This is a genomic window from Pseudomonas sp. A0308, from assembly GCF_044218815.1.
GTDB classification, from domain to species: domain Bacteria; phylum Pseudomonadota; class Gammaproteobacteria; order Pseudomonadales; family Pseudomonadaceae; genus Aquipseudomonas; species Aquipseudomonas iridis.
On sequence record NZ_CP162581.1, the window covers coordinates 4,805,012 to 4,828,907 of the forward strand.

At 58.1% G+C, this 23,896-nt stretch carries 26 protein-coding genes; 12 read left to right on the forward strand and 14 right to left on the reverse strand.

What is annotated here, in order from left to right; all coding sequences use genetic code 11:
* Positions 1 to 122: 122 nt before the first annotated feature.
* Complete coding sequence (locus AB4P92_RS22305) at positions 123 to 2,228, forward strand: molybdopterin oxidoreductase family protein (RefSeq protein ID WP_115147781.1); 2,106 nt, start codon at positions 123 to 125, stop codon at positions 2,226 to 2,228.
* Between the two features lie 97 nt (positions 2,229 to 2,325).
* The gene (gene grxD, locus AB4P92_RS22310) at positions 2,326 to 2,667 is read left to right on the forward strand and encodes a Grx4 family monothiol glutaredoxin (RefSeq protein WP_042560740.1); all 342 of its coding nucleotides are present in this window, start codon (positions 2,326 to 2,328) and stop codon (positions 2,665 to 2,667) included.
* A gap of 177 nt (positions 2,668 to 2,844) precedes the next feature.
* On the opposite strand, the gene bfr is transcribed toward grxD, so the two are convergent.
* Positions 2,845 to 3,318 carry a bacterioferritin gene (gene bfr / locus AB4P92_RS22315; protein ID WP_042560739.1) on the reverse strand — a complete coding sequence of 158 codons (474 nt, stop codon included), beginning with the start codon at positions 3,316 to 3,318 and terminating at the stop codon, positions 2,845 to 2,847.
* A 200-nt stretch (positions 3,319 to 3,518) separates the two neighbouring features.
* A complete protein-coding gene (locus AB4P92_RS22320; protein ID WP_003227725.1) occupies positions 3,519 to 3,737 on the reverse strand; it encodes a bacterioferritin-associated ferredoxin in 219 nt (72 codons plus the stop codon).
* 313 nt (positions 3,738 to 4,050) lie between these two features.
* Between AB4P92_RS22320 and AB4P92_RS22325 the strand changes: the two genes are divergently transcribed.
* Positions 4,051 to 4,653, forward strand: a complete 603-nt coding sequence (locus AB4P92_RS22325; RefSeq protein WP_003227723.1) for a peroxiredoxin — start codon at positions 4,051 to 4,053, stop codon at positions 4,651 to 4,653.
* A gap of 73 nt (positions 4,654 to 4,726) precedes the next feature.
* On the opposite strand, the gene rnt is transcribed toward AB4P92_RS22325, so the two are convergent.
* Together rnt and pyrC are read right to left on the reverse strand one after the other, a co-directional pair.
* Positions 4,727 to 5,404 (reverse strand): ribonuclease T, encoded by a 678-nt coding sequence (gene rnt, locus AB4P92_RS22330; RefSeq protein WP_042560738.1) that lies wholly within the window; start codon positions 5,402 to 5,404, stop codon positions 4,727 to 4,729.
* A complete protein-coding gene (pyrC, locus tag AB4P92_RS22335) occupies positions 5,401 to 6,447 on the reverse strand; it encodes a dihydroorotase (RefSeq protein ID WP_042560737.1) in 1,047 nt (348 codons plus the stop codon). Before pyrC ends, rnt begins: the two co-directional genes overlap by 4 nt.
* Positions 6,448 to 6,607: 160 nt before the next feature.
* Between pyrC and AB4P92_RS22340 the strand changes: the two genes are divergently transcribed.
* Both AB4P92_RS22340 and AB4P92_RS22345 read left to right on the forward strand, forming a co-directional pair.
* Complete coding sequence (locus AB4P92_RS22340) at positions 6,608 to 7,516, forward strand: OmpA family protein (protein ID WP_042560736.1); 909 nt, start codon at positions 6,608 to 6,610, stop codon at positions 7,514 to 7,516.
* A gap of 129 nt (positions 7,517 to 7,645) precedes the next feature.
* The gene (locus AB4P92_RS22345; RefSeq protein ID WP_042560735.1) at positions 7,646 to 8,863 is read left to right on the forward strand and encodes an argininosuccinate synthase; all 1,218 of its coding nucleotides are present in this window, start codon (positions 7,646 to 7,648) and stop codon (positions 8,861 to 8,863) included.
* Positions 8,864 to 8,997: 134 nt separating this feature from the next.
* Here the strand turns inward: AB4P92_RS22345 and AB4P92_RS22350 are convergent, their stop codons facing one another.
* Positions 8,998 to 9,714, reverse strand: a complete 717-nt coding sequence (locus AB4P92_RS22350; RefSeq protein WP_042560734.1) for a hypothetical protein — start codon at positions 9,712 to 9,714, stop codon at positions 8,998 to 9,000.
* 180 nt (positions 9,715 to 9,894) lie between these two features.
* On the opposite strand from AB4P92_RS22350, the gene AB4P92_RS22355 reads away from it, so the two are divergent.
* Both AB4P92_RS22355 and AB4P92_RS22360 read left to right on the forward strand, forming a co-directional pair.
* Entirely contained in the window at positions 9,895 to 10,053 is a 159-nt protein-coding gene (locus AB4P92_RS22355) for a hypothetical protein (protein WP_261735939.1), read from the forward strand.
* A 178-nt stretch (positions 10,054 to 10,231) separates the two neighbouring features.
* Positions 10,232 to 10,858: a response regulator transcription factor gene (locus AB4P92_RS22360; RefSeq protein ID WP_042560733.1), complete on the forward strand. Its 627-nt coding sequence runs from the start codon at positions 10,232 to 10,234 to the stop codon at positions 10,856 to 10,858.
* A gap of 90 nt (positions 10,859 to 10,948) precedes the next feature.
* Here the strand turns inward: AB4P92_RS22360 and AB4P92_RS22365 are convergent, their stop codons facing one another.
* The 8 genes from AB4P92_RS22365 to metG form a co-directional block, all read right to left on the reverse strand.
* Positions 10,949 to 11,122: a PA3496 family putative envelope integrity protein gene (locus AB4P92_RS22365; protein WP_042560732.1), complete on the reverse strand. Its 174-nt coding sequence runs from the start codon at positions 11,120 to 11,122 to the stop codon at positions 10,949 to 10,951.
* Positions 11,123 to 11,229: 107 nt separating this feature from the next.
* The gene (nth, locus tag AB4P92_RS22370) at positions 11,230 to 11,868 is read right to left on the reverse strand and encodes an endonuclease III (protein ID WP_047302889.1); all 639 of its coding nucleotides are present in this window, start codon (positions 11,866 to 11,868) and stop codon (positions 11,230 to 11,232) included.
* Complete coding sequence (locus tag AB4P92_RS22375; RefSeq protein ID WP_395598167.1) at positions 11,865 to 12,446, reverse strand: Rnf-Nqr domain containing protein; 582 nt, start codon at positions 12,444 to 12,446, stop codon at positions 11,865 to 11,867. The genes nth and AB4P92_RS22375 overlap by 4 nt, the downstream gene beginning before the upstream one ends.
* Positions 12,443 to 13,048, reverse strand: coding sequence for an RnfABCDGE type electron transport complex subunit G (locus AB4P92_RS22380; protein WP_047302885.1), 606 nt, complete (start codon positions 13,046 to 13,048; stop codon positions 12,443 to 12,445). Before AB4P92_RS22380 ends, AB4P92_RS22375 begins: the two co-directional genes overlap by 4 nt.
* Positions 13,045 to 14,028, reverse strand: a complete 984-nt coding sequence (locus AB4P92_RS22385) for an RnfABCDGE type electron transport complex subunit D (protein WP_395598168.1) — start codon at positions 14,026 to 14,028, stop codon at positions 13,045 to 13,047. The genes AB4P92_RS22380 and AB4P92_RS22385 overlap by 4 nt, the downstream gene beginning before the upstream one ends.
* Positions 14,015 to 15,223, reverse strand: coding sequence for an electron transport complex subunit RsxB (rsxB, locus tag AB4P92_RS22390; protein WP_395598169.1), 1,209 nt, complete (start codon positions 15,221 to 15,223; stop codon positions 14,015 to 14,017). The genes AB4P92_RS22385 and rsxB overlap by 14 nt, the downstream gene beginning before the upstream one ends.
* Complete coding sequence (locus AB4P92_RS22395; protein WP_047302879.1) at positions 15,220 to 15,789, reverse strand: electron transport complex protein RnfA; 570 nt, start codon at positions 15,787 to 15,789, stop codon at positions 15,220 to 15,222. The genes rsxB and AB4P92_RS22395 overlap by 4 nt, the downstream gene beginning before the upstream one ends.
* A gap of 130 nt (positions 15,790 to 15,919) precedes the next feature.
* Positions 15,920 to 17,971, reverse strand: coding sequence for a methionine--tRNA ligase (metG, locus tag AB4P92_RS22400; RefSeq protein ID WP_261735933.1), 2,052 nt, complete (start codon positions 17,969 to 17,971; stop codon positions 15,920 to 15,922).
* 133 nt (positions 17,972 to 18,104) lie between these two features.
* Between metG and apbC the strand changes: the two genes are divergently transcribed.
* The gene (apbC, locus tag AB4P92_RS22405) at positions 18,105 to 19,199 is read left to right on the forward strand and encodes an iron-sulfur cluster carrier protein ApbC (RefSeq protein WP_042560723.1); all 1,095 of its coding nucleotides are present in this window, start codon (positions 18,105 to 18,107) and stop codon (positions 19,197 to 19,199) included.
* Between the two features lie 131 nt (positions 19,200 to 19,330).
* On the opposite strand, the gene AB4P92_RS22410 is transcribed toward apbC, so the two are convergent.
* Complete coding sequence (locus tag AB4P92_RS22410; protein ID WP_042560722.1) at positions 19,331 to 20,089, reverse strand: SDR family oxidoreductase; 759 nt, start codon at positions 20,087 to 20,089, stop codon at positions 19,331 to 19,333.
* 161 nt (positions 20,090 to 20,250) lie between these two features.
* On the opposite strand from AB4P92_RS22410, the gene AB4P92_RS22415 reads away from it, so the two are divergent.
* The 4 genes from AB4P92_RS22415 (at position 20,251) to groL (ending at position 23,773) form a co-directional block, all read left to right on the forward strand.
* Complete coding sequence (locus tag AB4P92_RS22415; RefSeq protein ID WP_395598170.1) at positions 20,251 to 20,982, forward strand: HugZ family protein; 732 nt, start codon at positions 20,251 to 20,253, stop codon at positions 20,980 to 20,982.
* 65 nt (positions 20,983 to 21,047) lie between these two features.
* On the forward strand, positions 21,048 to 21,524 hold the full coding sequence (locus AB4P92_RS22420; RefSeq protein ID WP_042560720.1) for an FxsA family protein: 477 nt from the start codon (positions 21,048 to 21,050) through the stop codon (positions 21,522 to 21,524).
* Between the two features lie 258 nt (positions 21,525 to 21,782).
* Positions 21,783 to 22,076, forward strand: a complete 294-nt coding sequence (locus AB4P92_RS22425; RefSeq protein ID WP_007916610.1) for a co-chaperone GroES — start codon at positions 21,783 to 21,785, stop codon at positions 22,074 to 22,076.
* Positions 22,077 to 22,126: 50 nt separating this feature from the next.
* A complete protein-coding gene (gene groL / locus AB4P92_RS22430; protein WP_210622651.1) occupies positions 22,127 to 23,773 on the forward strand; it encodes a chaperonin GroEL in 1,647 nt (548 codons plus the stop codon).
* Positions 23,774 to 23,896: the final 123 nt, after the last annotated feature.

Sequence of the window (23,896 nt, forward strand, 5' to 3'; positions counted from 1 at the left end):
ATCGGCTCGCCTGATGGCCGCCGATTCACAAGACGAACGTCGCTGGCGCCGTTTCGGCACACGGGCCATAGTTTTGTTCCCGCAGGCGTTGTTGCCTGCCCAGAACAAAACAGAGACTGGCCATGACCAAGACTCTTCATCACCGTGCCTGCCACCTGTGTGAAGCCATTTGCGGCTTGACCATCGAGACCACCGAAACCGATGGCGCTGTTGCGATCACATCGATCAAGGGTGATGCCCTCGACACCTTCAGTCGTGGGCACATCTGCCCCAAGGCTGTGGCCCTGCAAGACATTCAGAACGATCCGGATCGCCTGCGCCAGCCGATGCGGCGGGTTGGCAGCGAATGGCTGCCGATCGAGTGGGACGAGGCGTTTGCGCTGGTGGCCGAGCGTCTGGCGGCGATCCAGGAGCGGCATGGGCAGAATTCGGTGGCCGTGTATCAGGGCAACCCGAGCGTGCACAACTATGGGCTGATGACCCACAGCAATTACTTCCTCGGTCTGTTGAAAACCCGTAACCGGTATTCCGCGACATCGGTCGATCAACTGCCCCATCACCTCAGCAGTTACCTGATGTACGGCCACGGCTTGCTGCTGCCGATCCCCGACATCGATCACACCGATTTCATGCTGATCCTGGGCGGTAATCCTCTCGCCTCGAACGGCAGCATCATGACGGTGCCCGACGTCGAAAAACGCCTTAAGGCGATTCAGGCACGCGGCGGCAAAGTGGTGGTGGTCGATCCGCGACGCAGTGAAACGGCGGCCATCGCCGATCAGCATTTGTTCGTGCGTCCCGGGGGCGATGCGGCGTTGTTGTTTGGGTTACTCAACACGTTGTTTAGCGAGGGATTGACCCGCGACAGCCATTTGCCGGTGGATGGCCTAGACGAAGTGCGCGCGGCCGTTTCGACGTTTACCGCCGAAGCCATGAGCCCGCTGTGCGCGGTGCCCGCCGAGCAAATCCGCCAATTGGCCCGCGACTTCGCCGCCGCGCCGAGTGCGGTGTGTTATGGACGGATGGGCGTTTCCACCCAGGCGTTCGGCACGTTGTGCCACTGGGTGGTGCAGTTGATCAATCTGGTCACCGGCAATCTGGATCGCGTTGGCGGGGCCCTGTGCACAGAGCCCGCAGTGGATCTGGTGGCGTCGACCTCGGGCGGGCATTTCAACAAATGGCAAAGTCGTGTTTCCGGGCGCCCTGAATATGGCGGCGAATTGCCGGTGTCGGCGCTGGCTGAAGAAATGCTCACCGCAGGCGAAGGGCAGATTCGTGCGCTGATCACCGTGGCCGGCAATCCGGTGCTGTCGACGCCCAATGGACGGCAGCTCGAACAAGCGCTGGACGGTCTGGAGTTCATGGTCAGCATTGACCTGTACATCAACGAAACCACGCGCTATGCCGACCTGATTCTGCCGTCGACTTCGGCGCTGGAGAACGATCACTACGACACCACGTTCAACCTGTTCGCGGTGCGCAACGTCACCCGTTTCAATCGGGCGATCCTCGGCAAACCCGAGGGCGCATTGCATGACTGGGAAATCTTTGTCGGTCTGGCCAAGGCCTTCGCCGAGAAAACCGGCAAGGAACTGAAGCCGACCATGCCGCCGGCGAAGATGATCGACATGGGTCTGCGCATGGGGATGTACGGTGACGCCTCAGAGCAAAAGCTGTCCCTGGCCACTCTTTTCGATCATCCCCACGGAATAGATCTGGGCGCGTTGAAGCCTAATCTGGCCGCGCGCCTCAAAACGCCGAGTCAACGCGTACAGGCTGCGCCACCAGAGATCCTCGCTGACCTGGCGCGGTTCGCCGCCTTGCAGGCACCGGCCGCCGATGAACTGTTGATGATTGGCCGCCGGCACGTGCGCAGCAACAATTCGTGGATGCACAACTATCACCGTCTGGTGAAGGGCAAACCGCGTCACCAGTTACTGATGCACCCGGATGACCTGGCCAGTCGCGGGCTCAATGATGGGCAGCTTGTGCGGGTGAGTTCGCGGGTCGGGCAGATTGAAGTGGAAGTGCTCGGCAGTCTCGACATGATGAAAGGCGTGGTCAGCCTGCCGCACGGTTGGGGGCATGCGCGTCCGGGTGTGCAGATGGCGATCGCCAGCAGTCAACCGGGATCGAGCGCCAATGACCTGACCGATGAATGTCAGCTCGACGAGTTGTCCGGGAACGCGGCGCTCAATGGTGTGCCGGTGACCGTGGCGGCGGCTTGAGCATGTCTGTCGGGGAGACCGAGCATGGCGCTCGGGATTCCGTTACAATGCGCCACCGTGCCGACCCGTGAGTCGGAAAGTTCAGCCGAGGTGCTCCATGGATATCATCGAAACGATTAAAGAGCAGATTGCCAACAACACCATTCTGCTTTACATGAAAGGCTCGCCGAATGCCCCACAATGTGGCTTTTCCGCGAAAGCTGCACAGGCTGTGATGGCGTGTGGTGAAAAGTTTGCGTACGTGGACATCCTGCAGAACCCGGAAATCCGCGCCAACCTGCCAAAGTACGCCAACTGGCCGACTTTCCCGCAACTGTGGGTCGGCGGTGAACTGGTCGGCGGTAGCGATATCATGACCGAGATGTCGGCAGACGGTTCCCTGCAAAGCACCATCAAGGCTGCTGTCGAAGCCGCTGCTGCGAACAAGTCCGAAGCCTGATGGCTTGTAGGGAAGCAAGCTTCTTTGCTTCCCCGCCGGTTCATTCGACACACGCTCCCCCTGTAGGGGCTGTCGAGTGAAAGGAGGCTGCGATCTTTTGATCTTCAGCCAATAAAAAGCCCCGCACCTCGAAAGAGGGCGGGGCTTTTTAATGTCTTGAATTTGGCGAGTGTTAAATCACTCTTCACCCATCTGCGATTGCAGATAGTTCTCAAGACCGACTTTGCCGATCAGGCCCAGTTGGGTTTCCAGCCAGTCGATATGTTCTTCTTCGGATTCGAGGATATCTTCGAGCAGCTCACGGCTGCCAAAGTCGCCAACGGTTTCGCAATGGGCAATTGCGGCTTTCAGGTCAGCGTGGCCGGTCTTCTCGATACGCAGGTCGCACTCCAGCATTTCCTGGGTGTGCTCGCCGATGTGCAGCTTGCCCAGGTCCTGCACGTTTGGAAGACCTTCGAGGAACAGGATGCGCTTGATCAGCTTGTCCGCGTGCTTCATCTCGTCGATGGATTCTTTGTACTCGTGCTTGCCCAGCTTGTTCAGGCCCCAATCTTCATACATGCGCGCATGCAGGAAGTACTGATTGATCGCGACCAGCTCATTGGCAAGGATCTTGTTGAGATGCTGGATGACTGTAATGTCGCCTTTCATGATCGGAGTCCTGCCCTGTAATAGCTGTATATAAGGCGGAGTTTGAGCTTCGTACTTATAAGTGTCAAACCTAAGTTATTGAATAATATATGAAAATTAATCGGAATAAGAATGTTTGTGTTCCGCGTCTGGAGCCTAAGCGCTTGATTTACAGGCATAAAAAAACCGGACATAAGTCCGGTTCTTTGAAATAGGGGTAGTTACGCAGCAGTAAATTCTACTGGATAAGGAATCGCGGCCTGGGCGGTTTGCAGCTTGGTCAGGGTTTCGCGAACCACTTCCTTGGCAAGGCAGGCACATTTGCCGCACTGGCTGGCGACGCCGGTGGCCTGGCGGACTTCTTTATAGCTGCAGCAACCTTCATAGATCGCTTCGCGGATCTGTCCGTCGGTGACGCCAGTGCAGAGACAAACATACATAAGTGAGAACCGTCGCTGGTTGTGACTCAATTGCGATGGATCTTAATAATAACGAGAATGATTGTCAAAGTGCTTTGCGAGGCCTTTTCACCGAATTGGCCCATGACTGACGAACGGTGATTACTGGCGATCTGTCTGGCCCCGTAAATGCAGCCCTGTGATCGGCAACTGCGAAAAACCGTTAAGGACAGGCGAAAAACGCAGTGTATGATGGTCGGCCCTTGCGAAGGGGGTTCGTGTCACAGGGCTGTCGCCTGAGGGTGGCAGGCTGGCCCGGACCCTGAACTTCAAGTTTCTACACCAGGAGATATCAATGAGCGTACTCGTAGGCAAACAAGCCCCAGACTTCACCGTCCCGGCCGTACTCGGCAATGGCGAGATCGTTGACAGCTTCACCCTGTCCTCGGCCATCAAAGGCAAATACGGCCTGGTGTTCTTCTACCCACTGGACTTCACCTTCGTCTGCCCGTCCGAGTTGATCGCTCTGGACAACCGCATGGCTGACTTCAAGGCACGCAACGTTGAAGTGATCGCTGTGTCGATCGACTCGCACTTCACCCACAACGCATGGCGCAACACCCCAGTGAACAATGGCGGCATCGGCCAGGTGAAATACACCATGGCTGCCGACATGAAGCACGACATCGCCAAGGCTTACGACGTTGAATCCGAAGGCGGCGTGGCTTTCCGTGGCGCCTTCCTGATCGACGACAAAGGCGTTGTCCGCTCGCAGATCATCAACGACCTGCCACTGGGCCGTAACATGGAAGAGCTGATCCGTCTGGTCGACGCTCTGCAATTCCACGAAGAGCACGGCGAAGTCTGCCCTGCCAACTGGAAAAAAGGCGACAAAGGCATGAACGCTTCGCCAGAAGGCGTTGCGGCTTACCTGACCGAGAACGCTGCTGCCCTGTAAGGCGCAACGTTGCGGTACAAAAAAACCGGCCCATGTGGCCGGTTTTTTTTGCGCGGGAGAAATCCGACCAGGATCAGTCGTTGAAGTCTTCCCAGCCGCCCATCTGTTTCCAGCGATTGACGATGCCGCAGAACAGCTCGGCGGTTTTCTCGGTGTCGTAACGCGCGGAGTGCGCCTCACGACCGTCGAAATCGATGTCGGCCGCCTGACAGGCTTTCGCCAGTACGGTTTGGCCGTAAGCCAGACCGGCCAGCGTCGCAGTGTCAAAACTGGAGAACGGGTGGAACGGATTGCGCTTCATGTCCAGTCGCGCAACGGCGGCATTGAGGAAGCCAAGGTCGAAGCTGCTGTTGTGGCCGACCAGAATCGCGCGCTTGCAGCCGTTGGCCTTCAGCGCCTTGCGGATGCCACGGAAGATGTCGGTCAGTGCCGTCTCTTCGCTGACAGCCATGCGCAGGGGGTGGTCCAGCTTGATGCCGGTGAACTCCAGTGCTGCTGCTTCAATGTTGGCGCCTTCGAACGGCTCGACACGGAAGAAGTAGGTGTGATCCGGATAAACGAAACCCTTTTCATCCATGGCGATAGTGGTCGCGGCAATCTCCAGCAACGCATCGGTGGCCGAATTGAAGCCGCCGGTTTCTACGTCGACAACAACCGGCAGGTAGCCGCGAAAGCGTGCTGCCATTGGGTGACGGGAACCGCCGCCGCCACTTTGACCGTCCAGTTCGTCGTCGAAATGGTCTTCACTCACGCGTGTTCCTCCAGCAGGCGCCAGCGCAGTTTTTCACCGGCGCGCAGCGGGATAACGGTCAGCTCGCCAAAGGGCAGGCTGGTTGGGGCGGTCCATTCGTCACGAACCAGGGTGATGCGATCGGTGTTCACCGGCAGGCCATAGAAGCGCGGGCCGTTGAGGCTGGCGAACGCTTCGAGCTTGTCCAGCGCATTGCGTTGCTCAAACGCTTCGGCATACATCTCGATGGCGGCGTACGCGGTGTAGCAGCCAGCACAGCCGCAAGCGGCTTCCTTGGCGTGCTGGGCGTGCGGCGCCGAGTCGGTGCCGAGGAAGAACTTCGCGCTGCCGCTGGTGGCGGCATCGAGGAGGGCTTCCTGGTGGGTGTTGCGCTTGAGGATCGGCAGGCAGTAGAAGTGCGGCCGAATCCCGCCCACCAGCATGTGGTTGCGGTTGTACAGCAGGTGATGCGCGGTGATGGTCGCGCCAACGTTGGCCGGGGCCTCGTTGACGAACTGCACGGCATCGGCGGTGGTGATGTGTTCGAAAACAACCTTGAGCGTCGGGAAACGCTCGACCACGCGACGCATGTGCTCATCGATGAAGATCTTTTCGCGGTCGAACACGTCGACATCGCCACGGGTGACTTCGCCGTGAATCAACAACGGCATCCCGACTTCGGCCATGGCCTCGATTGCCGGGAAGATCTTGTCGATGCTGGTGACGCCAGAATCCGAATTGGTGGTGGCGCCGGCCGGGTACAGCTTGGCGGCGTGCACGAAACCGCTGGCCTTGGCCTCGCGAATTTCTTCGGGCTGGGTGCGGTCGGTAAGGTACAGCACCATCAACGGCTCAAAGCGACTGCCGGCCGGGCGGGCAGCGAGAATCCGCTGGCGATAGCCGTCGGCTTCAGCGGCGTTGCGCACCGGTGGTACCAGGTTGGGCATGATGATGGCGCGACCAAACGTGCGCGCAACATCGGCAACGGTATTGGTCAACACGGCACCATCGCGAAGATGAATATGCCAGTCGTCGGGACGCAGCAGGGTCAGGCGGTCGGACATGAGGGGATTCCAGGCGGGTCAAACTGAGGCGAATGCTACCGGAAAAGACTCTTGCAGGCACTCGCTATCAAGTTTTGCGGGAACCTTCCGATATCCCGTAGGTATGCCGTAAACGTAGTGTGAATCGGTCTTTGTGTTTCAGAAGCCAATGGAGCCTCCCGTGCGCCAGCGATATTTAGCCTTGCTCAGTGTGTTTGCCAGTTTTCCTGCGATGGCGCTTACGTACCAGACTCGCCTGGAGAACATTGAGTGGACGGTCGCCGGCGACAAGTTCGAGTGCCGCCTGACACAACCGATCACGGATTTCGGCTCGGGTGAGTTCGTGCGCAAGGCCGGCGAACAGGCGATCTTCCGTCTGAATGCCTACAACGCCATGCTCGGCGGCGGTTCGGCGACGTTGCTCGCCGCCGCGGCACCGTGGCAGCCGGGCCGCGGCGACATCAACCTGGGCACCGTAAGACTGGGCAGCGGCAACGTCCTGTTCAACAGCTCGCAGTCTCAGGCCGGCGGCTTGATCAGTGGTCTGATGGATGGGCGCAGCCCTGTTGTCCGTCGCGCCTCGGGCGATGGTCGGGTCTCGGAAGTGCGTTTGTTGCCGGTCAGGTTCAACAAGGCCTTCAACGATTACCAGGGCTGTGTGGCGAAATTGCTGCCGCAGAATTTCGAACAGGTTAAACAATCGCAGATCGGCTTCCCCGGCGAAGGTATCGAGCTCGATGCCGCTGCCAAGGCCAAGCTGCAAGTAATGCTCGAGTACATGAAGGCTGATCCGACGGTTAATCACATCGAACTCGATGGCCACTCGGACAACAGCGGCAATCGTCTGACCAATCGCGAACTGTCCCGTCGTCGGGCCTTGGCCGTGGTTGATTTCTTCAAGGCGAACGGCATTCAGGAATCGCAGATCACCGTACGTTTCCATGGTGAGCGCTACCCATTGGTTCCTAACACCAATGCGAGCAACCGCGCGAAGAACCGTCGGGTCAACGTGCACCTTGCGCGAGTAGCCCCGACGACCGCACCTGCACCCACTGCCAGCACGCCAGCGAACGCTGCGGCAACTTCCTGACCCGCCGGTCATCGTCGCGCCCTCGACAGATTCTGTCGCTTTGTCGTCTTAAGCTGTCGCGCCTCTGTAAATTATCGCGTTTGGGCGGTAGACTCCTCGGCTTTCCGTAGAACCCCGTGGAGTGATGGCATGGCGGACGTAAACAAGGTCGTTCTGGCGTATTCCGGCGGCCTGGACACTTCGGTGATCCTCAAGTGGCTGCAGGATACTTATAACTGTGAAGTGGTGACCTTCACCGCTGATCTCGGTCAAGGCGAAGAGGTCGAGCCGGCCCGCGCCAAGGCTCAGGCCATGGGCGTCAAAGAAATCTACATCGACGATCTGCGCGAAGAATTCGTGCGTGACTTCGTGTTCCCGATGTTCCGCGCCAACACCGTTTACGAGGGCGAGTACCTGCTGGGTACTTCCATCGCACGTCCACTGATCGCCAAGCGCCTGATCGAAATCGCCAACGAAACCGGCGCTGACGCCATTTCCCATGGCGCCACCGGCAAGGGCAACGATCAGGTGCGTTTCGAACTGGGTGCGTACGCGCTCAAGCCAGGCGTGAAAGTGATCGCGCCGTGGCGTGAGTGGGACCTGCTGTCCCGCGAGAAACTGATGGACTACGCCGAGAAGCACGCGATCCCGATCGAGCGCCACGGCAAAAAGAAATCCCCGTACTCGATGGACGCCAACCTGCTGCACATCTCCTATGAAGGCGGCGTGCTGGAAGACACCTGGACCGAGCACGAAGAGGACATGTGGCGTTGGACCGTCTCCCCGGAGAAGGCTCCCGACACCCCGCAGTACCTGGAACTGACCTACCGTAACGGCGACATCGTTGCGCTGGACGGCGTCGAAATGACCCCGGCCACCGTGCTGGCGACGCTGAACAAGATCGGTGGTGCGCACGGTATCGGCCGTCTCGACATCGTCGAAAACCGTTATGTCGGCATGAAGTCCCGCGGTTGCTACGAGACTCCGGGCGGTACGATCATGCTGCGTGCTCACCGCGCCATTGAATCGATCACCCTGGACCGCGAAGTCGCTCACCTGAAAGACGAGCTGATGCCAAAGTACGCCAGCCTGATTTACACCGGTTACTGGTGGAGCCCTGAGCGTCTGATGCTGCAACAGATGATCGACGCTTCCCAGACCAGCGTGAATGGTGTGGTTCGCCTGAAGTTGTACAAAGGCAACGTGATCGTGACGGGCCGCAAGTCCGACGATTCGCTGTTCGATGCCAACATCGCGACCTTCGAAGAGGATGGCGGTGCTTACAACCAGGCTGACGCGGCGGGCTTCATCAAGCTCAACGCGCTGCGCATGCGCATTGCTGCCAACAAGGGCCGCAAGTTGTTCTGATTTTTCAGACTGACGCGCAATAAAAGGGCGGCCCCGTCTTCGAGACGGGCCGCCCTTTTTTTACAGAGTTCTTTTGTCCAACACTTCGTTGCAATGTTCCTTGTCCATTTGCATGCGGTGCAATGCCGCAATCTTCAAGCTCTTCCCAACAGTGTGACCGTCTGTGAACACAGATTGTAAATAATACAGAGTGTTGTGCCTGAGCCTTTCTTAGCATGCCTGATCCGCAGTAGCGCTCTTTTCGTCAGTGAAACGTCCGACACATGGTTGGAAAGAAATATGATGACCCGCACCGTTTTCCTGTCGGCTCGTCGGATTCTCTCCAGAATTGTGGCGAGTTCTCTCGACGCATCAATATCTCGTGCATCAATGATGTGCAGGTTGCTGAAAGGTGCGGACAGCTGAAGGCTGTATTGAACCTTCAGGGTCGGCTTCGCGCTGATGCCAGACGGCGGGTCGGATGCATTATGGACTTTGCACGAGTCCCTGCGCCCTGCAGTAGAGGCTTCGCTGGGGACGATATGACTTGATATCCCGAAAGTCGCCTGTGTATCGGGCTCATGCGGCGGCGGGTTCCGTTTGCTGTCGCGGTCATCATTGTCGATGACTTTTAAAAAGCTTTTGTCCTTGCCGAAATCTGAGGGTGAATAAAGCGTGCGGTGATTGAAGTTCAAAGTGATGAAGAAAAGAAATAACAAGTAAAATGGGAAACTAATAAGAAACCAGACGTAAATCTCTCGATCTTCGTTGTCAAGAAATGGCAAAGATACCGCGGCGGAGCCTTCCGAAATTGCGGCAAATATGGCGATAACCGTCATCGGATTAGTAATTCTCTTTCTGATTTTTAACATGCTCTTGCTCTCCTGTTGAAGGTGGTGCGTCATGAGTGGGTTGTATGTTTTAGTTTGTGGGTAAGTTGGGGTTTGGTGTTTTCTATGTATAGCAAAAGTATTTGTTTGAATATAAATATCTTGTTTCAAGTGTTTATGGTTTTCTGACTTGTACAAGAGGTTTGTAGGAGATTGCCGTCATTGCTTGATGTTTCTGAATTGCGCAATATTTCAGATGTTATGCAGGCATTTCGCACCGTGCTACCGATTGGCTGTCATGAAAACGGCTTTCGAGGCTGCTCTTCGGCAAATATTGGTCGCGCACTGTTACAAGTGAAAATCGAAAGTTTTGCAGACTGATGAAAGAGTTTTTTTGTCGGATGTTTATAGTGATACGGGTTTTTTGTAGGAATATTCCTCGATGGCTGTAGGGGACGTCTCTCGATGCAAGTGCATGAGAGACCTGACATGCCATAGAGCAAATGGCTGGGCTATTGTGCGTGTTCTAAAAATTCGAACAGCGAAACTGGACTTGCCCATGAATAAAGTGCTGATCGTGGATGACCACCCCGTCATTCGTCTTGCGGTACGTATGCTGATGGAACGTCATGGCTACGAAGTCATTGCAGAAACGGATAACGGCGTGGATGCATTACAACTGGCTCGCGAACAAATGCCGGATATTGTCATTCTGGATATTGGAATACCGAAACTTGATGGTCTGGAAGTAATTGCACGACTGACGTCGGTCGCAATGCCTATTAAAGTCCTGGTATTGACTTCCCAGGCGCCGGGTCATTTTTCAATGCGGTGCATGCAGTCGGGGGCGGCGGGTTATGTATGCAAACAGCAGGATTTGACCGAATTGCTAAGTGCGATCAAAGCTGTTTTATCTGGCTACAGTTATTTTCCCAATCAGGCGTTGCACACGGTACGTACCAGCCTGGGCAATGCCAGTGAAGCAGACATGGTGGATCGCCTTTCCGGGCGCGAGATGATGGTTCTGCAACAGTTGGCGCGGGGTAAGACCAACAAGGAAATCGCCGATGGAATGTTTTTGAGTAACAAGACAGTGAGTACCTACAAGACTCGCTTGTTGCTGAAACTCAATGCGCGTTCACTGGTTGATCTGATCGAGCTGGCCCAGCGCAACGGGCTTGTCTGAATACTTCAGTCGCTGACGGGGTCATGGGCCGATCGAATTCAGCTAGCCATCAAAAGCGAAAAAGCCTCCGTTTCGGGAGGCTTTCAAATATCAGAAATCAAAGTCGTAATCGGCCAACTTCTTTTGTAGTCGGCGCTCCTCCAGCAGGTTGTCGATCGTGCGGCGTTTGCTCAGGTTGGTCTTGGCGACTTCAACCACGGGTTCGGCGTCGTCCGCGGGGTCATCATCCACTTCCAGTTCCAGTTCCTCTTTATCAGTACTCATCAGATTAACTCCCACCCTAAGACTGCCGTTGGCGCCCCTTATATCGACATTCCGGCGGCGGGTAAAAAAGATTTTTTCAATCGATCACTCATTTATTTCTATAACGATCAATCGTCCGATGTTTTTTGTTTGTATTCGCACAAGTCTTCGATTCGGCAACTGCCGCACCGCGGCTTGCGGGCCAGACACACGTAGCGTCCGTGAAGAATCAGCCAGTGATGGGAATCGAGCAGGAATTGCTTTGGTACAAACTTCATAAGCTTGTTTTCCACCTCGACCACATTTTTTCCGGGAGCGATGCCCGTGCGGTTGCTGACTCGGAAGATGTGCGTGTCGACGGCCATGGTCAACTGACGGAAAGCCGTGTTGAGCACCACGTTGGCGGTCTTTCGGCCGACACCGGGCAAAGCTTCGAGCTCCTCACGTGTTTGCGGCACTTCACCGTTGTGGCGTTCGACCAGCAAGCGGCACGTCTCGATGACATTTTTGGCCTTGCTGTTGTAGAGGCCGATGGTCTTGATGTATTCGGACAGCCCCTCGACGCCCAGCGCGTAGATCGCTGCCGGGGTGTTGGCGACCGGGTACAGCTTGGCCGTCGCCTTGTTTACGCCAACGTCGGTCGACTGCGCCGAAAGAATCACCGCAATCAGCAATTCGAAGGGCGAGGAGTAGGCCAGTTCGGTTTTCGGCTCGGGATTGTCTTCGTGCAGTCGGCGGAAAATCTCAAGACGTTTTGCGGCATTCATGGGCGATGCGTTTCCTTGGGGATAGAGTTCGAGCGAGTCCAGGCCTGACGGGCCGCTAGCAGCAGCCCCAACATAATCAGCGCGCCGGGAACCAGGGTTGCCAGAGGCAGGCCCTCGCTGAATAAAACCAGACCTTGCCACTGTTCGAGCAGTCCTCGGCCCAAGCGACCCTGGCCTGCGAGTTCACGCACAACGGCGAGTATCACCATCAAGGCGCTGAACATACCGCTTAGCTTGAGGCGCTCGCTCGGTGTCTGGCGGAAAAATCCGTTGTGTTCGAGTACCAGGCACTGCAAAGCAATCAACCCCGCATACAGACCAAAAGCCTGATGCCACGGAAGAAACCAACGCTGCGCGAAAACCTCGGCACAACTGGTCAGCGTCGCGGCGAGCAGCAGCGCTGCTGACCAGGTGGCCGCAGGCGTCAGGCGCGAGCGTAAAAAAGACATGCACAAGCCATAGGCGCCCACTACCACCGCGAACATCAAGATCGCGCCCAGCGCGCCAGCCAACGAACTCGTCGTCCCGAGCAAAAGCATGAGCATCAATGAATTCGCCACGTGCGCCGTGCGGTTCATGGTGGGCTCCCCAGCAATGCCACACGATGTTGGTCAAAGTAACGCAGAGCGTCATGGACAGCGTTCACCACTGCACGGGAGGTGATGGTCGCACCGGCCATCTGATCGAATTGCCCCTGATCCTTTTTCAGCGCCCAACCGGCATCTGTCGGCTCATCACTCGATTTCCCGACAAATAACGAAAGCCATGCATTCGGCCATTCGCCCAGATGTCCGCCGAGCGCGGGCGTTTCATTTTGCTTGAGGGTTTTTACCCCCAGCAATTTTCCATGGTCATCAATGGCAATCAGCAGTTCGATGCTGCCTGCATAACCCTTGCTGCGGCTGCGCAGCAACACCGCGACCGGTCGCCCGGCTTTGCTCGCGCGATAGCCACCGGTGAGTGTGCTGTGGCTCAAGGCAACGTCCGCCAGGGCGAGCGGCTGTTCGAGTGGTTGATTGTCGTAGCTGTCCGGTGCGAGCACGTCGAGCAGTTTGCGACTGTCGAGCAGACGCTGTTCGGCGGCAATCTGCGGCGCATTGCTGCGTTGCACAAGATACGTCGCCGTGATGCCGACGAAAGCCAACAGCAGCAGCGTAAGTGCGCTCTTTGTGCGGTTCATGGGCGCACCGGTGTCTGTCGGCTCACGGCAAAACGCTCGAGTGCCGGAACGCAGAGATTCATTAACAGCACCGCGAACGCGACGCCGTCCGGGTAACCACCCCAAGTGCGGATCAGGTAAGTCAGCAGCCCGACGCCGGCGCCGAACAGCACGCGCGCCAGTGCATTTTTTGCCCCGGATACCGGTTCGGTGATGATGAAAAACGCGCCGAGCATGGTGGCACCGCTCAGCAGATGAAACAGCGGCGAACCATGGGAGTCCGAGCCCGAGCCGTTCCAGCACAGCAGGCTGACTAAAAACAGGCTGGCGAGCATACCGACGGGCGCGTGCCAGCCGAATACTCGCCGTTGCAGCAGAAACAGCCCGCCGGCGAGAAACGCCAGATTGACCCATTCCATGCCTCGCCCGCCGAAGCGCCCGAAGGCCGGGTTGGCTGCGAACAATTCATCGATGGTCAGGCTTTTATTGATGCGCAGGCTGTCCAGGGCCGTGGCCTGAACCCAGGCGTCCGGGACCTGCGCCGGATTGAATACCTGCTGCAAGGCGTCGAGCAGCGCCATGCCATGGGCCGGCCACTGGGTCATTGGCTGCGGGAACATCACGATGACCAAGGCAAAACCGAGCATGGCCGGATTGAACGGGTTTTTGCCCACGCCGCCGTACAGATGTTTGCCAAACAGCAGACCTGCGGCGGTCGCCGTGATAGTCAGCCACCAAGGGCAATAGGGCGGCAGGGCGACGGCCAGCAAAGTCGCGCTGACCAGTGCGCTGCCGTCACCGAGCAGAGGCTGCAACGCTTGGCCGCGCAGGCGTGCCACGCCTGCCTCGACCGCCAGTGCGCAGGTGACGCAAAGGATCAGATTGATCAATACGCCCCATCCGTAAAACCACAACAAGCTCAGCAGTCCCGGCAGCATGGCAAGCAGCACCAGTCTCATCGCCTGTTGCAGGCGATCGTCGGGTGTCTCAAGGGGCGACATGATCTTGCACCTGGCGCTCGGCGTCCTGCAGGCGGGCGCGGGCCTTGTCGAGGGTTTCGGCCGGAGTATCGGCGTGTCGTTCGAGTTTGTTCAGGTCCGCGCGGGCGTAGGCCAATTCGGTTTTCAACTGACGAAGTTGGCTGTCGATCGGGCGTTTTTCCACGCGCACCAGGTCAGGCACAGGCTGATCGCTGGCCGCTTCGGCGGCGTGAAGGGCTTGCTCGGCGTCACGTAACGCCTGTTCCAGCGTGGCAATCTGCTCGGTCGGCGCTTCGGCGGTCTGGGCCTTTTTCAGTTCGGCGCGGCGCATGGCCAATTGAATTTTTGCCCGTTTCAGGTCTGCGTCTTTCGCCGGCGCTGGAGCTGCCGGAGTGGCGGGTCCGCTGCTTTCGAGTTTGGCCAAAGCCTGTTCAGCCACTTCGAATTGCTGCTGCAATACGATCAATTGCGACTGCTGTTCAAAGGTCGGCGGATGGCCGAAGGCTTTCAGCGATTTATGCAGTTGCGCACGGCTCATCGCGACATCGATCTTGGCTTTTTTCAGTTCGGCGTCGGCGCCTGCGGATTTTTGTCCGCGCACGCGTTCCAGTGCAGCTTGCACCGGGTCGAGCGTTGTCACTTCAGATTGAGCGGCGCGTTTGGCTCGCGCCTCGCGCTCAGCCTGTTTGTGTTGTTCTTCGCGTTGCAGACGGGCATTGCGTCGTTCAAAGCGCTGGCGGGCGTGATCACGTTTGGCGGCGCGCGCGCGCTGTTCTTCAAGACTGAACGCGAGGCCACCGACCACCGGCAGTGTGCTCGGTGGCAGGGGATGCATTTCGATGCAGTCCACCGGGCAGGGCGCCACGCACAGATCGCAACCGGTGCATTCGTCGATCAGAACGGTGTGCATCAATTTCGCCGCGCCGACGATGGCATCAATCGGGCAGGCCTGAATGCACTTGGTGCAGCCGATGCATTCTGCTTCGCGGATGTAAGCCACTTGCGCTGGCGCCGAACCGCGACTGATGTCCAGTTCCAGCACCGGCACTTTCAACAGTTCGGCCAGCGCCGCGATGGTTTCATCACCACCCGGCGGGCATTTGTTGATCGGCTCGCCGTCGACGATGCCCTGTGCGTAAGGTTTGCATCCTGGATGACCGCACTTGCCGCACTGAGTCTGCGGCAGAAGGGCGTCGATGCGTTGAATCAGACTCATGTTTTGATCAGTCCACTGAATCCGAGAAAAATCACTGCGATCAGTCCGGCGCCGATCAGGTCGATCGGCAGGCCGCGAAAGGGCAGGGGAATATCGTTGTCGGTTGTACGCTCACGCAAATCGCTGAACAGACTCAGCACCAGCCAGAAACCCAGCCCGGCACCGAGGCTCATTGCTGTCGCGTGCAGCAGGCCTTGATCGCTCTGCGCATTGATCAGCGCCAGCCCAAGCACGCCGGCGTTGCCCAGCAACAGCGGCCACAAACCCTCGAACGGCAGGTTTGGCAACCCGCGCGCCAACAGTTTCAGCAACGGCGCGATCAGCAACACGCTCAATGGCAAAAACACGAACAGGCGCAGCGCTTGCAGTTGCAGGGGTACCAGCAACCAGTGCCAGACTGTGTAGCCAACCACGCCGACGATGACCATCAGGCACAACGTCGCCAGCCCCAGCGCATGCACCTGCCGACGACTGCCCGCCAACAGCGGATCGACGCCCAGCGGCCAGTGCAACACGAAGTTGTTGAGCAGAGCGGCACTGATAAGCGTAAGCACGAGTTCGGTCATGGGGCTGCCGGCAAAACGGGCGGATGTCTCATAAGGTTAGGCATTATCCGGCAGCGACGGTGAGTGGGCCAGATATGAAAAATCCCACAGGCATGCGCGCACGCCTGTGGGATCGATTTGCCGCAGAGTCTTACTTGATGCGCTGACCTGGCTTGGCGCCGCTGTCCGGGCTCAGCAGGTAGATTTCCTCACCTCCAGGGCCTGCTGCCATCACCATGCCTTCGGAAATACCGAACTTCATTTTCCGCGGCTTGAGGTTGGCGATCATCATGGTCAGGCGACCGTCGAGCTTGGATGGGTCCGGATAAGCGCTCTTGATCCCGGAGAACACGTTGCGTTGCTCGTCACCGATATCCAGGGTCAGGCGCAGCAGCTTATCGGCGCCTTCCACGGCTTCTGCCTTGATGATCAGCGCAACGCGCAGGTCGACCGCAGCGAATGCGTCGAAGTCGATTTCCGGCGACAGCGGATCCTTGGCCAGCTCGCCGTTACCCGCAGGGGCGGCTACGCCGGTATCGGTCTGGCTGGCGGTCAGGTCTTCTTTGGAGGCGTCGCTCATGGCTTGTACTTTTACCGGGTCGATGCGGGTCATCAACGGCTTGAATTCGTTGAGCTGATGATTGGCCAGCAGGGTGGTGTGGTCGTTCCAGGTCAACGGGGCGACGTTGAGGAACGCCTCGGCATCGGCGGCCAGCAGCGGCAACACCGGCTTGAGGAAGATCACCAGTTGGCGGAACAGGTTGATGCCGGTGGCGCAGATCGCCTGGACTTCATCCTGTTTGCCTTCCTGCTTGTTCAGCGACCACGGTGCCTTGTCGGCGATCCAGGCGTTGGCGCGGTCGGCCAGAGCCATGGTTTCACGCATGGCACGGGCGAAGTCGCGGGCTTCATAAGCGTCGGCGATGCTTGGCGCGGCGGCGAGGAAAGCCTCGGTCAGCTCCGGCGCGGCATTGTTGTCGACCAGCAGGCCGGCATTGCCCTTTTGAATGAAGCCGGCGCAACGGCTGGCGATGTTGACGACTTTACCGACCAGGTCGGAGTTGACCTTCTGCACGAAGTCTTCGAGGTTCAGGTCGAGGTCGTCGACGCCACGGCCCAGTTTGGCCGCGTAGTAGTAGCGCAGGTATTCCGGCGACAGGTGATCCAGGTACGTGCGGGCCTTGATAAAGGTGCCGCGCGACTTGGACATCTTCTGGCCGTTGACGGTCAGGTAGCCGTGTACGTTGATCGCGGTCGGTTTGCGGTAACCGGCGCCTTCGAGCATGGCTGGCCAGAACAGGGCGTGGAAGTTGACGATGTCCTTGCCGATGAAGTGGTACAGCTCGGCAGTGGAATCCTTGGCCCAGAACGCGTCGAAGTCCAGATCCGGCGTGCGGTCGCACAGATTCTTGAAGCTGGCCATGTAGCCGATTGGCGCATCCAGCCATACGTAGAAATACTTGCCCGGCTCGCCCGGGATCTCGAAACCGAAGTACGGCGCATCGCGGGAGATATCCCACTGCTGCAGGCCGGCGTCCAGCCATTCGGCGATCTTGTTGGCCACGGCGTCCTGCAAGGTGCCGCTGCGGGTCCAGCCTTGCAGCATTTCCTGGAAGTCCGGCAGTTTGAAGAAGAAGTGCTGGGAATCCTTGAGCACCGGGGTGGCGCCAGAGATTGCCGACTTCGGATCCTTCAGATCAGTCGGTGCGTAGGTCGCACCGCATTTTTCGCAGTTGTCGCCGTACTGGTCTTCAGTGCCGCATTTCGGGCAGGTGCCCTTGATGAAGCGGTCGGCCAGGAACATTTTCTTTTCCGGGTCGAAATACTGCGTGATCGAACGTTGGGCGATGTGCCCGGCGTCACGCAGCTTGAGGTAGATCTGGCTCGACAGCTCACGGTTTTCTTCGGCGTGAGTGGAGTGGAAGTTGTCGAAATCAACCAGGAACTCGGCAAAGTCGGCGCTGTGTTCAGCCTGCACGTTGCCGATCAGTTGTTCCGGGGTGATGCCTTCCTTTTCTGCGCGCAGCATGATCGCCGAACCGTGGGCGTCGTCGGCGCAGACGTAGATGCATTGATTGCCGCGATGCTTCTGGAAGCGCACCCACATATCGGTCTGGATGTATTCCAGCATGTGGCCAAGGTGGATCGAACCGTTGGCGTAGGGCAGGGCGCTGGTGACGAGGATCTTGCGTGGCTCGGACATGTGGGGCTTCGCTACTTGATGAAACGGAGGTCGGCCACTATAAAGCGCTGGCGCATATTTTTCACCCTGTGCACCTGTTTCATTCAGGTACGATACTCGCCATCTTTTCCCAGTCTTGTTATCGGAGTTGCCCATGAGTGCCGTCACTCGCGCAGCGGTGGAAGCCGTCCTCAGCCAATACACCGACCCTTACCTGAACCAGGACCCGGTCAGCGCCGGTTGCGTGAAAAACATCGAGATCGTCGGTGACCGCGTCAATGTGCAGCTGGAAATCGGTTACGCCGCCGGCCTGTTCAAAAGCGGCTGGGCGCAATTGCTGCAACTGGCCATCGAAAACCTCGACGGCGTAGTGATTGCCAGAGTCGAGGTCAACACGGTGATCGCCGCGCACAAGGCTCAAGCGCAGATCCCGGGGCTGGCCAACGTCAAGAACGTGGTGGCCGTGGCGTCGGGCAAGGGCGGTGTCGGCAAGTCGACCACCGCTGCCAATCTCGCGCTGGCGTTGGCGCGTGAAGGCGCCAAGGTCGGGATTCTCGATGCCGATATCTATGGCCCGAGTCAGGGCATCATGTTCGGCATTCCCGAGCGCACTCGCCCTGAAATCAAGGATCAGAAGTGGTTCGTGCCGCTCAAGGCCCACGGCGTCGAAGTCATGTCGATGGCGTTCCTGACGGACGACAACACGCCAATGGTCTGGCGTGGGCCGATGGTCTCCGGCGCATTGCTGCAACTGGTTACGCAAACCGCGTGGGGCGATCTCGATTATCTGGTGATCGACATGCCGCCAGGCACCGGCGACATTCAGTTGACCCTGGCGCAGAAAGTCCCTGTGGCAGGCGCTGTGATCGTCACCACACCGCAGGATCTGGCCTTGCTCGACGCGCGCAAAGGCGTGGAAATGTTCCGCAAGGTCAACATTCCGGTGTTGGGCGTGGTGGAAAACATGGCCGTGCACATCTGCTCCAATTGCGGCCATGCCGAGCATCTGTTCGGTGAAGGTGGTGGTGAGAAGCTTGCGACGCAGTACGGCGTCGAGCTATTGGCCTCGCTGCCGTTGTCGATGCTGATCCGTGAACAGGCCGATGGCGGCAAGCCAACGGTGATCGCCGAGCCGGACAGCCAGATTGCCATGGTCTATCAGGAACTGGCCCGTCACGTTGGCGCGCGGATTGTGTTGCAGGAAGCGGCAACACCCGCGATGCCGAACATCACCATCAGCGACGATTGATAGTTCAGCAACGCTGAGAAACCTGTGGGATTGAGCCTGCTCGCGAAGAGGAAGTGTCAGTCAACGAAGAAGTTGTCTGACACTGCGCTTTCGCGAGCAGGCTCGCTCCCACATTGGTTTTGTAGTGTCAGTCAGATACGCAACCCGCCATCCATCTCCAGAATCCGACCGGTGTAATAGTCGTTCTCGAAGATGTACGCCGCCGAATGGGCGATCTCTTCCGGTTTGCCCATGCGCTTGAGCGGAATTCCCGCGGTCATCTTCTCCAGCGCTTCCGGCTTCATGCCCAGGGTCATCTCGGTTTCGATGAAGCCCGGCGCAATGCCCGCTACGCGAATGCCATAACGCGCCAGTTCCTTGGCCCACGTCACGGTCGCCGCCGCCACACCGGCCTTGGCCGCGGAATAGTTGGTCTGGCCAACGTTGCCTGCGCGGGATATCGACGAGATGTTGATGATTGCGCCGCCGGTCTTCAGCTCGACCATTTTTGCTGCGACTTCGCGCGTGCAGAGGAATACGCCGGTCAGGTTGACGTCGATCACCGCCTGCCATTGGGCCAGGCTCATCTTGGTCATTTCGCCGTCCTTGACCTTCAGTAGCAGGCCGTCGCGCAGAATCCCGGCGTTGTTGATCAAACCATGGATCGCGCCGAAATCGGCGGCAACCTGCGCGACCATGTGCTCCACCTGTTCTTCATTGGCGACGTTGCACAGGTAGCTGCGGGCCTCGACCCCTTTGGCTTTGCAGGCGGCGACTGCGTCGTCGAGCTTTTCCTGGTTCAGATCGACCAGCGCCAGCTTCGCGCCTTTGCCGGCGAAATACTCGGCCATCGAACGGCCCAAACCCTGGCAACCGCCAGTGATAATGATTACTTTGTCGTTGAGTTGCATTCGCATGCCCCGATAGCAGGTCAGAGTGGATTTCCTTTAGAGAGCCTCTCGATCTGCGCCCGATGTGGCCTGGCTGCACATGAGAATTGCCCGATGGTGAGCGGAACATATCCCGCGCACCTGTCCGTTTTTTCGACGGATTCTATTTAAGGAGTCATAAATTGAGCGTTGAAGTGGCGAAGAATGCCCGAGAATTGCTTCTCAAGGAATACCGTGGAGTGCTCTCGACCCACTCTAAATCCATGCCCGGTTTTCCCTTTGGCTCCGTCGTGCCGTATTGCCTGGACGAGCAGGGCCGGCCGTTGATCCTGATCAGCCGCATCGCCCAGCACACGCACAATCTGCAAAAAGACCCGAAATGCTCGATGCTGGTGGGTGAGCGCGAGGCAGATGACGTGCAGGCCGTTGGTCGCCTGACCTATCTGGCCGAAGCGCAAAAGCTTGAAGACACCGCCAGCATTGAAGCGGCGGCCGAGCGTTATTACCGCTACTTCCCCGACTCGCAGAACTACCACAAGGCTCACGATTTCGATTTCTGGGTGCTGAATCCGGTGCGCCATCGCTACATCGGTGGTTTCGGCGCCATTCACTGGGTCGATCAACTGACCTTGGCCAACCCGTTCGCCGGCAAAGCCGAGATCAGCATGGTCGAACACATGAACAGCGACCACGCCAAAGCCATCGCGCACTACGTCGATCTGGCCGGGCTGCCGAAAACCGCGCCGGCGCAACTGGCCGGGATCGACACCGAAGGCATGCACCTGCGCATCGGTCAGGCGCTGTACTGGTTGCCGTTTCAAGCACCATGTCATACGCCGATACAAGTGCGCGAAGCCTTGGTTTCTCTGGCTCACGCCGAGCATTGGCCAAAAAATGCAGTGGCCGACGCTTGAATTCACGAAAGGGCGACGTCATCTAAGGCTTACTGCAAGGCATTTCTTGCGTAGAGGAAAGTTAGATGCGCCCTTTTTTGTTGCTCTTTCTGCTGTTTCCGGTGCTGGAGCTGTTCGTATTCGTCAAAGTGGCAGGGGCAATCGGGTTCTTCCCGGCCCTGCTGCTGATCATTCTCGGCTCGATGTTCGGGGTGTTCGTGCTGCGCGTCGCCGGTCTGGCCACTGCACTGCGTGCCCGTGAAAGCCTGAACCGCGGCGAACTGCCTGCGCAAACCATGCTTGAAGGTCTGATGCTGGCACTGGCCGGTGGTTTGTTGATTCTGCCGGGCTTCATCAGCGACGTGGTCGGTCTGGTGATGCTGCTGCCGTTCACGCGTCGACTGCTGGCCAATAAAATGCGCCAGCGCGCCGAAGATCAGGCGATGCGCCAACGTGCGTTCGCTGACGATCTGCAACCACGCGGCGGGCCTGCCCCACGCGATACGGTGGGCCGTGAGCCCAACGTGATCGAAGGCGAGTTCGAACACCGCGACACCAAGTGACACCTGGATCGACACGGCACCCTCGGGTGCCGGGTTTTTATGTGGGCTGCATCCGGGCGCTGCGATGAAAAATTTTCTGCGTTCGCCCTTGTAATAAGCTTATGCGCCCTTATGTAACGGTCACCGAAAGGTTTCTGGCATTTGCGCCAGTCAGACTTCCGCGTCTCGCTCGACGAGGCGCACCCGGCGAAGGCCGGATTTGTTAAACCCGCCGGGAATACACCGGCCGATGAAAACCACAATTAGGAGAGATCGACAATGAAGCTTCGTCCTCTGCATGACCGCGTCGTAATCCGTCGCAGCGAAGAAGAAAAGAAAACCGCTGGCGGTATCGTCCTGCCAGGTTCGGCTGCTGAAAAAGCCAACCACGGTGTGATTCTCGCTGTAGGCCCGGGCAAAGCTCTGGAAAACGGCGAAGTGCGCGCACTGTCCGTTAAGGAAGGCGACAAGGTTGTGTTCGGTCCTTACTCCGGCAGCAACACTGTGAAAGTCGACGGCGAAGACCTGCTGGTAATGAGCGAGAACGAAATTCTCGCCGTTATCGAAGGCTGATTACCCCGTCCATTTTCCCGCTACTACAAAGTATTTAAGGAATATCGATCATGGCTGCTAAAGAAGTTCTGTTTGGCGATTCCGCCCGTAAGAAAATGCTCAAGGGCGTCAACGTCCTGGCTGACGCGGTAAAAGCGACCCTGGGCCCGAAAGGCCGTAACGTGATCATCGAGAAGAGCTTCGGCGCTCCGACCATCACCAAGGACGGCGTTTCCGTCGCCAAAGAAATCGAACTCGAAGACCGTTTCGAAAACATGGGCGCGCAGCTGGTCAAAGACGTTGCCTCCCGTGCCAACGATGACGCAGGCGACGGTACTACCACCGCTACCGTTCTGGCTCAGTCGATCGTCAACGAAGGCCTGAAAGCCGTCGCTGCCGGCATGAACCCGATGGACCTCAAGCGCGGTATCGACAAAGCGACCATCGCTATCGTCAAAGAGCTGAAGAACCTGTCCAAGCCATGCGCTGACACCAAGGCAATCGCTCAGGTCGGTACTATCTCGGCCAACTCCGACAGCTCCATCGGCGAAATCATTGCCGAAGCCATGGAAAAAGTCGGTAAAGAAGGTGTGATCACCGTTGAAGAAGGCACTGGCCTGGAAAACGAACTGTCGGTTGTAGAAGGCATGCAGTTCGACCGTGGCTACCTGTCCCCGTACTTCGTCAACAAGCCTGAGACCATGGTTGCCGAACTGGAGAGCCCGCTGGTTCTGCTGGTCGACAAAAAGATCTCGAACATCCGCGAAATGCTGCCAGTACTGGAAGCCGTTGCCAAAGCCGGCCGTCCACTGCTGATCGTATCGGAAGACGTTGAAGGCGAAGCCCTGGCGACTCTGGTTGTGAACAACATGCGTGGCATCGTCAAAGTTGCAGCCGTCAAGGCTCCAGGCTTCGGCGACCGTCGCAAGGCCATGCTGCAGGACATCGCTGTTCTGACCGGCGGTACCGTTATCTCCGAAGAGATCGGCCTGAGCCTGGAAGCAGCCACCCTGGAAAACCTGGGTAGCGCCAAGCGCGTGACCATCTCCAAGGAAAACACCATCATCGTTGACGGTGCTGGCGTTGCAGGCGACATCGAATCGCGTATCGCTCAGATCCGTGCTCAGGTTGCCGAAACTTCCTCGGACTACGACCGTGAAAAACTGCAAGAGCGTCTGGCCAAACTGTCCGGCGGCGTTGCAGTGATCAAGGTTGGCGCTGGTTCCGAAGTAGAAATGAAAGAGAAGAAAGCCCGCGTTGAAGACGCCCTGCACGCAACCCGCGCAGCCGTTGAAGAAGGCGTGGTACCTGGCGGTGGCGTTGCGCTGATCCGTGCACTGGAAGCCCTGACCGAACTGACCGGCGACAACGCTGACCAGAACGTCGGTATTGCTGTGCTGCGTCGCGCTGTTGAAGCGCCGATGCGTCAGATCGCTGCCAACAGCGGCGACGAGCCAAGCGTAGTCGTCAACGAAGTCAAAAACGGCAAAGGTAACTTCGGTTACAACGCTGCGACTGGCGAATACGGCGACATGATCGAAATGGGCATCCTGGATCCAACCAAGGTTACCCGTTCGGCTCTGCAAGCTGCAGCCTCGATCGGCGGTCTGATCCTGACTACCGAAGCTGCAATTGCCGATGCACCGAAGAAAGACGGCGGCGCTGGCGGCGGTATGCCAGACATGGGCGGCATGGGTGGCATGGGCGGCATGATGTAACCCAGCCTTACCCCGTAACGCAAAAACCCCGCCTGCGATAAGCAGGCGGGGTTTTTTATTGCCGCTGATTTGAGGTTCACCTGAAACCTGGGCGCGGCCATCGCTGGCAAGCCAGACTCCCAC

Coding starts and splice junctions, on each gene's coding strand:
- AB4P92_RS22360 (WP_042560733.1), top strand. CDS start 10,232: ATGAATAAAGTGCTGATCGTGGATGACCACCCCGTCATTCGTCTTGCG.
- apbC (WP_042560723.1), top strand. CDS start 18,105: ATGAGTGCCGTCACTCGCGCAGCGGTGGAAGCCGTCCTCAGCCAATAC.
- groL (WP_210622651.1), top strand. CDS start 22,127: ATGGCTGCTAAAGAAGTTCTGTTTGGCGATTCCGCCCGTAAGAAAATG.
- AB4P92_RS22380 (WP_047302885.1), bottom strand. CDS start 13,048: ATGAACCGCACAAAGAGCGCACTTACGCTGCTGCTGTTGGCTTTCGTC.
- AB4P92_RS22425 (WP_007916610.1), top strand. CDS start 21,783: ATGAAGCTTCGTCCTCTGCATGACCGCGTCGTAATCCGTCGCAGCGAA.
- AB4P92_RS22375 (WP_395598167.1), bottom strand. CDS start 12,446: ATGAACCGCACGGCGCACGTGGCGAATTCATTGATGCTCATGCTTTTG.
- grxD (WP_042560740.1), top strand. CDS start 2,326: ATGGATATCATCGAAACGATTAAAGAGCAGATTGCCAACAACACCATT.
- AB4P92_RS22305 (WP_115147781.1), top strand. CDS start 123: ATGACCAAGACTCTTCATCACCGTGCCTGCCACCTGTGTGAAGCCATT.
- nth (WP_047302889.1), bottom strand. CDS start 11,868: ATGAATGCCGCAAAACGTCTTGAGATTTTCCGCCGACTGCACGAAGAC.
- AB4P92_RS22365 (WP_042560732.1), bottom strand. CDS start 11,122: ATGAGTACTGATAAAGAGGAACTGGAACTGGAAGTGGATGATGACCCC.
- AB4P92_RS22345 (WP_042560735.1), top strand. CDS start 7,646: ATGGCGGACGTAAACAAGGTCGTTCTGGCGTATTCCGGCGGCCTGGAC.
- AB4P92_RS22325 (WP_003227723.1), top strand. CDS start 4,051: ATGAGCGTACTCGTAGGCAAACAAGCCCCAGACTTCACCGTCCCGGCC.
- pyrC (WP_042560737.1), bottom strand. CDS start 6,447: ATGTCCGACCGCCTGACCCTGCTGCGTCCCGACGACTGGCATATTCAT.
- AB4P92_RS22420 (WP_042560720.1), top strand. CDS start 21,048: ATGCGCCCTTTTTTGTTGCTCTTTCTGCTGTTTCCGGTGCTGGAGCTG.
- AB4P92_RS22395 (WP_047302879.1), bottom strand. CDS start 15,789: ATGACCGAACTCGTGCTTACGCTTATCAGTGCCGCTCTGCTCAACAAC.
- AB4P92_RS22350 (WP_042560734.1), bottom strand. CDS start 9,714: ATGTTAAAAATCAGAAAGAGAATTACTAATCCGATGACGGTTATCGCC.
- AB4P92_RS22320 (WP_003227725.1), bottom strand. CDS start 3,737: ATGTATGTTTGTCTCTGCACTGGCGTCACCGACGGACAGATCCGCGAA.
- bfr (WP_042560739.1), bottom strand. CDS start 3,318: ATGAAAGGCGACATTACAGTCATCCAGCATCTCAACAAGATCCTTGCC.
- metG (WP_261735933.1), bottom strand. CDS start 17,971: ATGTCCGAGCCACGCAAGATCCTCGTCACCAGCGCCCTGCCCTACGCC.
- rsxB (WP_395598169.1), bottom strand. CDS start 15,223: ATGAGTCTGATTCAACGCATCGACGCCCTTCTGCCGCAGACTCAGTGC.
- AB4P92_RS22410 (WP_042560722.1), bottom strand. CDS start 20,089: ATGCAACTCAACGACAAAGTAATCATTATCACTGGCGGTTGCCAGGGT.
- AB4P92_RS22385 (WP_395598168.1), bottom strand. CDS start 14,028: ATGTCGCCCCTTGAGACACCCGACGATCGCCTGCAACAGGCGATGAGA.